This window comes from Planktosalinus lacus, assembly GCF_014640155.1.
Classification (GTDB): domain Bacteria; phylum Bacteroidota; class Bacteroidia; order Flavobacteriales; family Flavobacteriaceae; genus Planktosalinus; species Planktosalinus lacus.
On record NZ_BMGK01000011.1, the window covers coordinates 76243 to 89301 of the forward strand.

The following is a 13059-nucleotide window of genomic DNA, read 5'->3' on the forward strand; positions in this document are numbered from 1 at the left end:
AAAATTATGGCAACGAAAAATAAAAAAATGAAAATGATGACACTTGACCAAATGAAGGACAAGGACATTGGAAAAGTAGGAACACCAGAACGTGACAAATACGAATTTGAGTTGCGAATGGAAGTGCTTGGCGATATGATAAAGTCTGTCCGAAAAGAACGTAATTTGACTCAAGAGCAACTCGGAGAATTAATCGGAGTTCAAAAGTCGCAAATCTCCAAACTGGAACGAAATACTAAAAACGTAACTATCGAAACGATTTTAAAAGTGTTCAGAGCGTTGAAAGCAAACGTTAGATTTAGTGTAGAAATGAACGAATCGGAATTTAAAGTAGCATAAGCACTACTGGCAACCCGTGTATAATTAATGGCTGGTTTTCGCCTACTTGCGAAAATCTTCGCAGATTTTCTATCTGGTTTTTATTTGCTAAATTAGGTGCATAAACACGCCACTAATCATACTCAAACACGTTTTTTAATTCCTGCCAGAGGGTGGGTTTCCCTATCGAGGGTATATGGGATTCTTTAGTGTTCATTTTTTGATTGCTGAAATGTTCAAACTTTCGGAAACAGGTTGAGGTTGGATTACTCCTTCTTCATTTCATAGTTCACCATCCATTTAATCCCGAATTGATCTGTAAAACTGCCAAAGAGGTCGCCCCAGAACATTTCCTCAAGGGGCCTCTCGATGTCACCACCGGCAGAAAGGGCGTTGAATATCCTTCGGGTTTCTTCTTCACTGTCGGGCTGGACCGAAATGTAATTGCTGCTCCCAAATACCGCCCTGTATCCAAAAGCCTCTATACAATCTGATGCCATCAGGATGTTGTTGCCTATGGGCAAGGCAATATGTAAGATCAGGTCTTGGTCTTTCTCCGGAATATGTCCGGGGCTCTTTTCATCTTCGGGCATGTCTTTAAAGCGTTGCAGCCCTAAGAATTCGCCGCCAAAAACGGATTTGTAAAAGTTGAAGGCTTCTTCGGCATTGCCGTTGAAATTTAAATAGGGGTTTAGTGTTGTCATGAGTGTATTAGTTTTTGAGTATGTGAGTCAACCCTTGAAGGGTTTGAAACCCTTCAAGGGTTAAAGGGATTCAGTATACTTTTTAAAATTGTCTAGTATGGCTTGCCAGCCTTGTTGTTGGAGTTCGCGGCTGTTTATGTTTTCGGCTTCAAAGCGTTCTTCTATCACAGTCGTGTTGCCGTTTGCACGGAAGTCAACTGTGACTTTCCTGCCGTCTGAGAGGGTATAGGCAAGGTGCTTATGCTCTTTCACACGGTCATAGGTTCCCGTGAAGTCAAAGCCGGCGCTGCCGTCTTTGGCTTCCATACGGCTGGTGAGTTGTCCGCCTTCCCTGAGGTCGTTTGTCGCTTCGGTGGTATGCCAGTCGGGCGAGGCGGCATTCCAGTTGACGCTATGTTCCGGGGCGTTCCACACGTCCCATACTTTTTGTACGGGGGCGTCTACGTGTGTTGTTACTGTGATTGGGTTTTTCATTGTTTAGTGGTTTGTGGGTTTTGTTATAATTGAGCCGTAAGATCTTACGGCTTTACTGTTGATCCTGTCGGGTCTTACGGCTTCAACCCTTCAAGGGTTTCAAACCCTTGAAGGGTTCTCCCCGAAGGCTTTTTCCAGGGTGGCGATGTCAAACTTTTTCATTTGCATAAAGGCATCCATCACCCGTTTGGCCCGTGCTTTATCGGGGTGGGTGACCATGTTGATCAGGGTGTCGGGCAGTATTTGCCAGGAGACCCCATACTTGTCCTTCAGCCAGCCGCACATACTTTCTTCGCCACCATCAGCAGTGAGTTGTGCCCAATAGGCATCAATCTCCTCCTGGTTTTTACATTCCACCATAATGGACACCCCTTCCGTAAAGGGATGGTCGTTTTCCACCCCACTGTCCATCGCCATAAAGGTATAGCCATCCAGCTCAAACTGGGCGTGTTTGACTGTTCCGTTGGCATAGTCGTTTTGGTCTTCGTCAGTATATTTCAGGATGCCGTGGCTTTGGGTGTTTTTAAAAACCGACAGGTAAAACCGGATGGCTTCTTCGGCTTTCCCGTGCTTCTTGCCGCTAAAGAAAAAGAGCGGAACAATTTTTTGCCGGGTATAAGAAGGTTCCTCCAGCATAAGTTGCCAACTGACACCAAATTTGTCTTGCAGCCAACCGTATTTGGGGCTCCAGTCATAGGTGTCCAAAGGCATCATCACTTCGCTGCCCGGACTCAGGTTTTTCCACAAAGTCTCCACTTCGTCTTCTGAGCGACATATCACAAACAGGGAGATGGATGGGTTGGGACGAAATTCAGGTCCGCCGTTGAGCAATAGTAATTTTTGCCCAAAAAGCTCCAGGCTAACCACGATGCCGGCATCGGTGGTGATTTTTGCATCCTTGAATGCAGTGTAATAAAAATCGGCTGCTGCTTGTGCGCTTCCTGTTTCGGGGTCAAACCAGAGACAGGGATAGATGTTGTTTTTCATCGCTTTACTGTTTTGTCAGGTTAGTGTTCTTTAAGGGGTGAAACATAAGAAGTCATCTTTTTGATTTTGGCATTTTTAAAGCCGTTGAATTCATACACATCACAAAACCCAAAGGACTTTACTTCGCCGGAGGCTTCCTTGATTTTCATCGTTCCGTTCACGGCGGCGGTCCTTCCGTGGGTGATGGTGTTTAAGATTTGCATATCCAGGGTCTCCACGCCTTCCATTTCGCGTAAGCTGTCTTGAAACGCTTCCTTTCCCTGAATGTTGAATTCGCCCACCATTTCCCATACAATGTCATCGGTTAGCTGTTCTGCAATATAGTGGGTATCGCCTTTCGCGAAAGCGTTATTGAACCGGTTTAAAAATTTTGCACGTGCTGTCATACTACTTGTTTTTTTTTGATAACGTAAAGATAGTAAGGTGTTTAAAAAGGGGAACGGTGTTTTTACGGCAATTGAAAGGGGCTGTTGCGACATTTAGAGTACCAAAACCGATAGTATATTCCCGGCCGGGTCTTTGAACCAGGCAATGTCAGGACCCTGGCCGTTTGCACGGCAAATGCCTTTGGGATCGGTGGCAATGTTTCCTTCATACTGTTCAAACCGGACGCCCTTTTCAATTAAGCTGTTCACGGCTTCATCAATATCCTTCACCGGAAGGTTCAACACCGTAAAGGGTGCCGGCCGGTGATTGTCCCGGGGGTAGAGCAGGACATTGTTGCTCCCGGGAATGTGCAGTTCCATAAAACCCATAGGGTCCTCTTGTACTTCCAGGCCCAAAACGGTAGTGTAAAATTCCTTTGCTTGCTCCACATTGTCCACAGCATAACTACTGAATATGGTTTCTTTTTTAAACATAATAGCTTGGTATTGATTTGTATAAGGTAAAGATAGAATGAAATTCCTGTTTTTAATGGGTGTAAAGTCGACAACGTAAAGGGGGAAATGCGACAACTCTTAAGAATGTACTGCCTTGATTTCAAAAAAGCGAAACCCTCTTGACAAAAGGTTGTCACAACAAGGCATTTCCTTTGTAGCATATACATCAAAACAACCCTATATGAAAATAACAATCCTGATAACCGATTTTAATTTTTACCTCCTGATGTTCAGGCATAAGGAATCTAACTTTTGATTATTTGTGTTTTCGTCTTAAACAGTATCTTTGGGAAATCTATCAACGTGTTATGAGTGCAGACACCCCAAAGCGATTTGACCGCATTGTCGCCATCCTTATCCAGTTGCAGTCCAAGCGGGTGGTAAAGGCCAGTGAGTTGGCAGACCGCTTTGAGGTGAGCCTGCGCACCATTTACCGCGACATCCGCACGCTGGAAGCTTCGGGGGTGCCCATCTACAGTGAGGCCGGTGTGGGCTATTCCATTATGGACGGCTACCGCTTGCCACCGGTGATGTTTACCCGCGAGGAGGCCGGCAGTTTTGTGGCTGCTGAAAAGCTGATGCAGAAGTTTACCGACAAAGGTTTGGGTTCCTATTTTGAATCGGCCATGTTCAAGCTGAAATCGGTGTTGCGCGGACGCGAAAAGGACTGGGTAACCGCCATCGAATCGCATATACTGATTGAACCGGGCGAGGAGCTCTTCAATGAAAAGGTGCCCAATGCCCTGCAAATCCTCTTTGAGAGCATCGCCGAAAAGAAGCAGGTGCAGATGACCTATCTGGCACAGGATACCGAAACCGCTACGAACCGCACTATCGAGCCCGTGGGCCTTTTTCACGAGAGCCACCACTGGTATATGATGGCCTATTGCCATTTGCGTGAGGACTACCGGCAATTCCGTACAGACAGGATTGCCCACATTCATCGAACGGATATCCCCTTTACCCGGGAGCACGACCCCCTGGACCGTTTTTTAGCAAGCGACCCCGACAAAACAGCGGTCAAGGTGCGTATCCTGGTGGATAAAAGTATTGTAAAGCACATCAAGAGCGGCAGGAAGTATTACGGCTTTGTTTCCGAAAAGGAAAAAGGCAAGTACATGGAAATGACCTTTATGTCGCGGCATATTAAAGACGGTTTTGCGCGCTGGTATATGATGTTTGGCGACTATGCCGAGATCCTTGAACCCGAAAGTCTAAAGCAACGAGTGAAAGAATTGTCAGAATCCATTGCTAATAAATTAACCAAACCTTCAAGGCCTCAAAGACCTTGAAGGTTAAGCACAGATGAGTAAAAAACCATTGGTACATAAAGATTATTTACTCCAAAAATTTAAAGGAAAAGGCGGCTGGACCTATGCGGAAATTCCAGAGGTTTCACCCGGTAAAAACACGCCCTTTGGCTGGGTGCAAGTGAAGGGCAGTATAGATGGGTATCCCATTGAAAAATATAAACTACAGCCCATGGGCAATGGAAAATTGTTTCTTCCTGTCAATGCCAAAATCAGGAAACAGATTGGGAAAGAAGCGGGGGATAGGGTGGAAGTCATTCTGTTCAGAGATGAGACCCCTGAGACGGTTCGCGAGGAACTGCTTTTGTGCTTAAAGGTGGAACCCGGGGCATTAGAGGCTTTTCAATCTTTGATCCCTTTTAAGCAAAATGCCCTGACAGATTGGGTATACCAGTCCAAAACCGATACAGAAAAAGTGAACCGAATCGCAGACATCCTGAAACAGATGCAAGCGATTCACTCACATTCAAAGTAATTGTTCCCGATGCTAGGAAAAAAATGTTGTATGAAAAAGATTGTAAACACCCCATTTGCCTTTCTTACAGATATACCAAAATACATTCAACGTCCTACAGGCTACTTCTAACATCTTCCTTCTAACTTTACACTTCTATTTTCGTCCTCCCTTATCCCATACTTCCTTGCAGGATACTGTATAGCATCGCCTTATTTTATTCATAAACTAACCGTAGATTCTTCGATGTTTTACCGTAAAAAGTACTGTATTTACGAATAAAGTACGGTTAATCATCGAAGAATCTATATTTAACACTAGCAAAAACCTAGTAGTATATAGGGATTATCTCAGGGGAATTGCTTAACTTTGAATGGTTTACGGGGGATTTGTTCCTTTTTAAACGTATTTTTTTGTATAACCAACGAAATTAAGATGGCACGAGTAACTAATAAATTGATCCACCTGACCGGGATGATTGATGACCTGGTGTTTTACAAGAGTATTTATGGGAACCTGGTGCGCGCCCGGCCGGACTTCTCAGGGAAGAAAAGAAAATCATCCCCACTGCAAAAGTTGCAACAAGACAAAATGCTGGTGGTAATGGATTTTTTAAGGCCCTTAAAGCGTTTGCTGCGGGAGAATGTATTTCCCCCCGGCAGTCATTTACCGGCTTTTCATTGGGCAAAGTCCTATTATTTGAACGAGGTGGTTTATTTTGAGGACGAGGGCTACCACATTAATTTTTCCAAAGCCTTGATGAGTTTGGGTGACTTGCGGCCGCCGGAGCTGATGTCTGTGCATGTAGACGACACCTATCTGGTGGAACTGCAATGGCAGGACAACAGTGAGCAGGCGCTGGCTTATCCTGATGACGGATTACTGGTCGTGTTGTGCGCCCCGCAGGCCAAGGCTCTTTTTTACCGTACTGGTGTTACCCGGCGCAGTGACCAGACGGTTACCATCAAGCTGAACCAAAGTTGGGAAGGTGTGGAGACCCACATATGGGCAGGCTTTTCACGACCCGATAAAAGGGCTTCGGCGAGTGTGTATTTGGGTAGTTTTATTTTGTAATAACAATAATGACCAAAATATTTTTTGACGTAGGACTGTAGGACTTCGAGACGTATGACTTCCGATATCCAACACCTTGATATTTTGGTATTTAATAACGAATAGAAATCGTACGTCATAGGTCTTAAAGTCATATGTCAGCGGCTTAAAAATCAAGCCCTCACCATCTTTATACGCCAGAAGCATTTGTAAAATAGAGGCCAGAGCAGTTTTTTCAAAAAACCTTTAGGACGCTATTGTTGTAATTACTGCAATGGGGGTTGTAATACCGCTGATTTTTAAGGTAGAAGTCAGGCTGTGGCAGGCGTGGAGGTTGCATCACCTTTTTTTTACGATGAGGATTTCGTCGTCTGAGAATTCCATCCAGGCGATGTCATAGACGTAGTGAAACATTTTTCCTTTGCTGTTTATGTGGAAGTGGGTGTGGTATTTAAAGCGGAACTTTTTTTGTTCCAGGCGTGTTCTATAAATTTTGATTTGGGTTTTATTTTTACCGATCAGCTCGAGCAGGATGCCGTGGTTGCGTTTAAGGTATTCGTCGATTTGTTGTGCGGCGCGGTTGGAGGCTTTTCGCAGGTGTGTGTGGTAGTAGTTTTTGCAGCCGACGGAGCAGAATATTTTATCTGTTCTTCCGCGGAGTATTTTTTTACATATTTTACAGGCTTTTTTCACTTGATGTCTTTTGTGGCTTCAAATATAAACTATTCGTTTGAAACGGTTATAATCATTTATAGTTGTTTGTTAGCGGTTTAGGGTTTTCTTTTTTTATAGTTTTGAGGAAGTCTTTTTCTCAATTGCTAAAAAAAATGATGGATTCAACGACTATTGTTATGTATTTACCCCGGAAGAATGCGGGGCGAATCAAGTTTAAAATTCCTTATGAACTGATGGAGGAGCGCACTGCTTTTAAGCAGTTGAACGGCTCGTTTTATCACCCCTCGCAGCGATTGTGGAGTTTACCTAACACGGCCGCTCACAAGGAGCAAGTGAAGACTTTGTTTGGTAAAAAGCTGAAGGTTGTCAACGAACACAGTCCGCCTGAAATGCCTGAGTTTGTTGTTACAGAGGCGATTCAGCTGGAGTTGGACAGGCATTATCAAAAGATGAAGTTAAAGAGTTACAGTGATTCTACTATACGGACGTATCAGTCTAACCTGGCGCAGTTTTTTGTTTATTTTAAAAACAGTGATGTTACCACCTTAACCAAGGAACAGATTGAGGGGTTTGTGTATGAGCTTGTTCAGAAGTACAAAATTAGTGAGCAGAAGCAAAATATGATGATCAATGCGATTAAGAGTTATTATGAGCACACGCTGGGTCAGCCACGTGAGTATTACACGATCACGCGTCCCAAGCGCAGCAAGGATTTGCCCAACACTTTGAGTGAGGAAGAAGTGCTTACGATCATCAACGCGCCTAAAAACATCAAACACAAGGCTATTTTGTATACTATTTATAGTGCGGGTTTACGCATTGGTGAGGTGATCAGGTTGCGGGTAAAGGATGTGCGGTCTGATGACGGTTTTTTGTTTGTCAAGGATTCTAAGGGTAAAAAAGACCGGCACACGGTTTTGAGTCCGTTGTTGTTGGATTTACTTCGAACGTATTACAAGGTTCACAAGCCTTCTTATTGGTTGTTTGAGGGACAGGACGGGGGGCAGTATTCTGCAACGAGCATACAGCAGATTTACCGTAAGGCGGTAAAGGAAACGGGGTCAAACCCCTGGAGCACGCCGCATACTTTGCGTCATAGTTTTGCGACCCATTTGATGCAGCGAGGGGTGAACATCAGGTATATACAAACGGCTTTGGGGCACAGCAGTACTAAAACGACTGAGGTTTATACGCGTGTTTTGAGTATAAACAGTAAAACGTTGAAGAGTCCTTTGGATGTTATTATGGAAAGTGCTACTTTCGATAAAAAATAACGTCAGGGCATGGTGCACAAAATGAATATATCAACAATAAAACCCTAAGAAATGACGTATATACTAATGTTGTACACCATTATGAAAAACCTACCGTTACTCATATTAATCCTCATAAACTTTAATATTTCATTTGCTCAAAAAAGCGAATCGGAATTATTAAAAGATTACGATTTCTATTTGGAGAAAAACATAGAAATGGGAAAATGGAGTACTAAATATTTCCTTTCAAATGGACTTGTCACAACCCAAGAAAACTATTGGAATAATGAATTGCGTAGTCGAACAGAATTCGAATATGACAAATACGATAACGTAAAACAAGAAACGGAAACCTATAATATCAACGACGGAAAAGTCAATAACGTTTCACATATCAAATTAAAATACAATGATACTTTATTGGTTCGTAAAGAATTTGATTTTGGAATGACTGAAAAATATTCCGATTTCAACAAGTTTGGAAAACCAAAATTGATTGAAAGAATTGATGAGCATAATGTTTGGCCTCACAAAGAAATATTTGAATATGACAAAAAAGGAAATGTTGTTAAATCGATTGTATTCAGTACATATACAGATTTAAATAACAAAACAGCTAAGGAAAAAGCAACTACTCATTTCAAGTACGACAAATGGAATAACGTGATAGAAATTCATCGAGAATTTGAACCTAAACAAGAGTTTCCAATAATTATGACTGGTGGACCAGCCAAATACGAATTTGAATACTTTAGGTATAAATACAACAAAAATGGACTTTGGACTAAAAAGTATAAAACTGTCAATGGAAAAGAAATTTTAGTTGCTAAAAGAAAATATAAATAACGGTGTACAACAACTGGTATAACAAATAGCTTTTAAGTGCTTAAACCAAAGTTTTTGTATATTTAAAAACATAAAACCAACTCGGAATGGCTAGCGATTATGTGCACGCTACTTGCCATACCAGAGAACGTTAAAGCCAAGTTGAATGATGGGAAAAATGGTTCAATGTGTTGCTCTAATAATATCTATAAAAAAGTAAAATTAGGTGTGTTTGCGAAAAGGAAACACAGTTTTNCAAATGCGGGATGACTGCTTAAAAATGAAGATATTACAACTAAAGAATATTCGGTCTGGCGGACAAAGATTCGGTTTCAAAATCCCGCACTTGCCATAGCCAAACCGTTGTAAGTAATCTAAAACCAAAATGTTCGGAAGAAAGAAATTTAAATATACCGATTTGCCACCAGGTGATAGAATCAGAAAATTGGTTGAGGAATATTTACAAGAATTTCTTGAAAACAAAGGATTCAAACTATTGAAATCTGAATTGACATTTAAACGAAATGTTGGCGATTTTACTCAAGAAATATACTTCCCAAAAAGCCGACATAATTTTGGAAAAACTAATGTAGATTTTTGGATTATTCTGTCAGTAAACTCTAGGACTTATGTTGAGTGGCATAAAAAACAATACGGATTTGAACCGATGAATGACTTTGTTCATTCTTGGTACGATAAACATATTGACGAATGGAAAACTGAATTTCGTGAAGTTCATTACGACCTTGCCAAATTTGACAATGTTAAGTTAATGAAAGATATAAAGCGGAATTTAGAGAATATTGGAATTCCATTATTGGAAAAAGTGTCTGACTGGGAAAAAGCATCGGATTATATGGTTCAAAAAGAAGAATTCGCCTATATCGCAAAAATATTTGATTTTTATATGATAGCAAACCAAACTGACAAAGCAATCGAATCGTTATCATTGGCGGAAAAATGTTATGAGAAATATGAGAATGTACCAACTGAAAGATTTGAAGAGATTAAATTAAGAAAAGACTACTTACAACAACTGGTATAACAAATAGCTTTTAAGTTCTTAAACCAAAGTTTATGTATATTCAAAAACATAAAACCAACTCGGAATGGCTAGCGATTATTTGCAAGCTACTTGCCATACCATTAGACGTTGCCAGTAATTTATTAGACCAGCATATAAAATCATGAAAAAAACATTCTTAATATTATTTTTAATCAATATTTATTTTTGCTTTGGGCAAGATTATTTTGAAGGGAAAAATCTGTACTGCGGTTCAAGCAACCCAGAGGCATTGAAAGCTTTTAATGCTGGAATAGAATTGTTGCATCTCAATTCTTCATTGGATAAAAAAACCCTCAATAAAACTGCAGATGTATTTTTTAAAGCTTTCAAGATTGACAGCACATTTTGCGACGCTGCATTTTTTACTGGCTATACAATGAGATTAATGAACGATAAAGACGCATTGGTTTTCTATTATATGGCTGATAGTTTAGCCCAAAATAAAGCTTCTGTTTTTAAATCCAATCTAGCGGCAGAAGCTATGAGATTCGGTAATGTAGAAGGTCTTAAATTAGCAAGAAAAAAATATGAAGAACTTATGGAGTATTTTCCAGAAAACCCTGAAGGATATTACGGTATTGCCTTAACTTCACCAATGATTGGCGACTTAAAAAATGGGTTGAATTGTATTAATACAGCAATCAGCAAGTATTTAAAAATGAATCATAAGGTTAATGATGATGTTTATTTTTTAAAAGGTGTTTTATTGACATTAAACGAGAAATACGAGGAGGGAATAAAATACCTTGAAAAAGCAAAGTCAACCTTTAAAAATGACGAAAATTTTAAAATCCATTATTCTCTATGCTTATTAAAGATTTCACAAATGAATAATGATTTAAAAATGAGGAAAAAAGCTAAAAAAATATTCAATAAAATAAAAAATAAAAACGAAATTCCAGAATTTATCAGACAGCAACTAATATTTTAAACTGCACTTAACAAAAAAGCTAACAATTAAAAATCGAAGAAAAACTACTGGCAACACCGGTGATAAGCTATGGCTTGTCCAGGCTCACTCGGAAAATTGCCTAACGGCCAGTTCGCTGCGCTCGTGTCTATCGGATTTTCCTCAGGTCTGGGTTTTGTTTGCTACACCTGCCTACCGGCAGGCAGGTTAGTTGCTCTATTCACGCCACAGCTCATAGGTACTGTGTTATAAAACAAGTTTTTCTTCTAAAATTTTAGGAAACAAATTGGTTTACCAAATTGTTATCCTGCGCAGCAAGGGCTTCANAGTAAAGTCGGTGTATTTTTTTTGTAATTTTAAAACCAATATAAAATAATGGGTTGTTTGCTGGGTGTGGGATTTGCACACTTCGTTTAGCTGCGACCGTTGTGCAACATTTGAAAAAAAACTATGCGAATATTAATTATCTGTCTTTATTTACTGATTTCATTCAATTCTTTTTCACAAAACAGGGAAGAAATTCAAGCTGATTTTGAGATGCAAGGATACTTTAAAGACTACTGGAAATTTGACCTTGATAGTCTTGAAAAAAGAGAATTTAAATATGTCAGAGATATAAACTCAATTTTTGGTGGTTTTCGTTTTGAAAGAGATAGAGATAATGGAATAACTGAATTGATTTATAGTATTCAAATAGATTATCCAGTTGGAAAATGGATGGAATATAAAGAATACCAAGTTCACGTTTTTTCTAAAAATGACACAATTATAGGACTAATTAATTATGACCCTTTTCGAGAAAAAACAAATTTTTATTTTGACTTTGAGGTTTTAAAAAAACAAATAGATTTTCACAATACTTATTACAAAACTAATTTTACGATTTCAGATTTTGTTGACCAAATTTTAGACGACCGTATATATGGATATGTTTGTGGATATGCACCTGTTGTTTATGACGTACCAAGATACAACGAATTACTATTTGACGATAAAAAGAATATTTCGGAATTCCGTCATTGGATAAAATCATTTAACCCTGAATTACAAACTTACGGAGTAGATGCATTGGAATATTTAGAAAAAAACAAAAAAGTTAAACTAACAGAATCCGATAAAAAAATAATTCGGACAATTAAAAAAAGAAACTCGACTTTGAATACGTGTAGTGGATGTTTGGGTGTCTTTGAAAAAGCAAATGGAGAATAAAAACGTTGCACAACACCGGCGATAATCTATGGCTTGCACAGGCTCACTCGGAAAATCCTATCGGATTTTCCTCAGGTCTGGGTTTTGTTTGCTACATTAGTTGCTCAATCCGCGCCACAGCTCATAGGTACTGTGTTATAAAACAAGTTTTTCTTCTAAAATTTTAGGAAACAAATTGGTTTACCAAATTGTTATCCTGCGCAGCAAGGGCTTCATGCTTTTGCTGCTTTTTATTTTCAAATTCCGCATCATAATTTTCTTCGTTCTTCCAAAGAGTGAACATCAACAGTAACAGTTTACGTTGTACTGCCACCAGTGCAACCAATGGCTTTGCCTTATTGGGCTTTAATCTGTTATAAAACTGTTTCAAAGTGGGGTTGCAACGCACACAGGTCATTGATGGCATGTGCAGGACTGCCCGGATATGGCTATTTCCTTTCTTACTTATCCTTGTTTTTCCTTTAAAATTACCAGACTCTCTTAAGACAACGTCATAACCAGCATAGCTTGCTAACTGTTTCCCGTTAGTTATTGATTCAAACCCTAAGGTCTCTCCAACGACTGTAGCTGCTGATATAAAGGAAATACCTGGTATACTTTCCAAGTAACCAAGCTTCCTGTTTAATGCCTGATCTTTTGATATCAAACAACGCATCTCTTCCTCTATGGATGCTATCTGGAGGTCTAACAGCTTAAGCCTCGCTCGATGCCTTTTGGATGCCTTGGTATTATTGCCAACGCTTGATAAAATCGCTCCATAACGATTGATCTCTACCGTTCTGTCCTTCAATAGCGTACTGCGCTCTCGGCTCAATACCTTTAATTGTTGCAAGGTTTTACTTGGTGGATGCCAAGGGCGAAGGTTCCTTTCCAGACCCAGCATGCTCAGCATTCTACTGTCCAGGGCATCTGTCTTGGAGCGTTGATCCAAGCTTTG

General features: G+C 40.2%; 16 protein-coding genes. 9 read left to right on the forward strand and 7 right to left on the reverse strand.

From position 1 onward, the window contains the following. Window positions 1-6 precede the first annotated feature (6 nt). Complete coding sequence (locus IEV69_RS12340; protein WP_188442906.1) at window positions 7-339, forward strand: helix-turn-helix domain-containing protein; 333 nt, start codon at window positions 7-9, stop codon at window positions 337-339. Window positions 340-584: 245 nt separating this feature from the next. Here IEV69_RS12340 and IEV69_RS12345 read toward each other — a convergent pair whose 3' ends face one another. The 5 genes from IEV69_RS12345 to IEV69_RS12365 form a co-directional block, all read right to left on the reverse strand. After that, the gene (locus IEV69_RS12345; protein ID WP_188442908.1) at window positions 585-1022 is read right to left on the reverse strand and encodes a VOC family protein; all 438 of its coding nucleotides are present in this window, start codon (window positions 1020-1022) and stop codon (window positions 585-587) included. Between the two features lie 60 nt (window positions 1023-1082). Further along, window positions 1083-1496, reverse strand: coding sequence for an SRPBCC family protein (locus tag IEV69_RS12350; RefSeq protein ID WP_188442909.1), 414 nt, complete (start codon window positions 1494-1496; stop codon window positions 1083-1085). Between the two features lie 99 nt (window positions 1497-1595). Beyond that, a complete protein-coding gene (locus IEV69_RS12355; protein ID WP_188442911.1) occupies window positions 1596-2483 on the reverse strand; it encodes a VOC family protein in 888 nt (295 codons plus the stop codon). A 20-nt stretch (window positions 2484-2503) separates the two neighbouring features. Further along, a complete protein-coding gene (locus tag IEV69_RS12360) occupies window positions 2504-2869 on the reverse strand; it encodes a nuclear transport factor 2 family protein (RefSeq protein ID WP_188442913.1) in 366 nt (121 codons plus the stop codon). Window positions 2870-2962: 93 nt separating this feature from the next. Beyond that, window positions 2963-3343, reverse strand: a complete 381-nt coding sequence (locus IEV69_RS12365) for a VOC family protein (RefSeq protein ID WP_188442915.1) — start codon at window positions 3341-3343, stop codon at window positions 2963-2965. Between the two features lie 329 nt (window positions 3344-3672). Between IEV69_RS12365 and IEV69_RS12370 the strand changes: the two genes are divergently transcribed. The 3 genes from IEV69_RS12370 (at window position 3673) to IEV69_RS12380 (ending at window position 6202) form a co-directional block, all read left to right on the forward strand. Continuing rightward, window positions 3673-4656 (forward strand): helix-turn-helix transcriptional regulator, encoded by a 984-nt coding sequence (locus IEV69_RS12370; protein WP_188442917.1) that lies wholly within the window; start codon window positions 3673-3675, stop codon window positions 4654-4656. A gap of 13 nt (window positions 4657-4669) precedes the next feature. Beyond that, the gene (locus tag IEV69_RS12375) at window positions 4670-5149 is read left to right on the forward strand and encodes a YdeI/OmpD-associated family protein (RefSeq protein ID WP_188442919.1); all 480 of its coding nucleotides are present in this window, start codon (window positions 4670-4672) and stop codon (window positions 5147-5149) included. A gap of 414 nt (window positions 5150-5563) precedes the next feature. Continuing rightward, entirely contained in the window at window positions 5564-6202 is a 639-nt protein-coding gene (locus IEV69_RS12380) for a DUF6266 family protein (protein WP_188442921.1), read from the forward strand. A 318-nt stretch (window positions 6203-6520) separates the two neighbouring features. Here the strand turns inward: IEV69_RS12380 and IEV69_RS12385 are convergent, their stop codons facing one another. Further along, the gene (locus tag IEV69_RS12385; protein ID WP_188442923.1) at window positions 6521-6874 is read right to left on the reverse strand and encodes a hypothetical protein; all 354 of its coding nucleotides are present in this window, start codon (window positions 6872-6874) and stop codon (window positions 6521-6523) included. A 314-nt stretch (window positions 6875-7188) separates the two neighbouring features. Here IEV69_RS12385 and IEV69_RS12390 point away from each other — a divergent pair, with 314 nt between their 5' ends. From IEV69_RS12390 to IEV69_RS12410, 5 genes are all read left to right on the forward strand, one after another. Next, the gene (locus tag IEV69_RS12390; protein ID WP_229741442.1) at window positions 7189-8130 is read left to right on the forward strand and encodes a tyrosine-type recombinase/integrase; all 942 of its coding nucleotides are present in this window, start codon (window positions 7189-7191) and stop codon (window positions 8128-8130) included. 51 nt (window positions 8131-8181) lie between these two features. Then, entirely contained in the window at window positions 8182-8958 is a 777-nt protein-coding gene (locus IEV69_RS12395; protein WP_188442925.1) for a hypothetical protein, read from the forward strand. 364 nt (window positions 8959-9322) lie between these two features. Further along, entirely contained in the window at window positions 9323-9982 is a 660-nt protein-coding gene (locus IEV69_RS12400) for a DUF4304 domain-containing protein (RefSeq protein WP_188442927.1), read from the forward strand. A 142-nt stretch (window positions 9983-10124) separates the two neighbouring features. Then, window positions 10125-10934 (forward strand): tetratricopeptide repeat protein, encoded by an 810-nt coding sequence (locus tag IEV69_RS12405; protein ID WP_188442929.1) that lies wholly within the window; start codon window positions 10125-10127, stop codon window positions 10932-10934. Between the two features lie 429 nt (window positions 10935-11363). Then, window positions 11364-12122 (forward strand): hypothetical protein, encoded by a 759-nt coding sequence (locus tag IEV69_RS12410; RefSeq protein ID WP_188442931.1) that lies wholly within the window; start codon window positions 11364-11366, stop codon window positions 12120-12122. A 163-nt stretch (window positions 12123-12285) separates the two neighbouring features. Here the strand turns inward: IEV69_RS12410 and IEV69_RS12415 are convergent. After that, the coding region (locus IEV69_RS12415; protein WP_188442933.1) for a transposase at window positions 12286-13059 on the reverse strand (774 nt) is incomplete at its 5' end.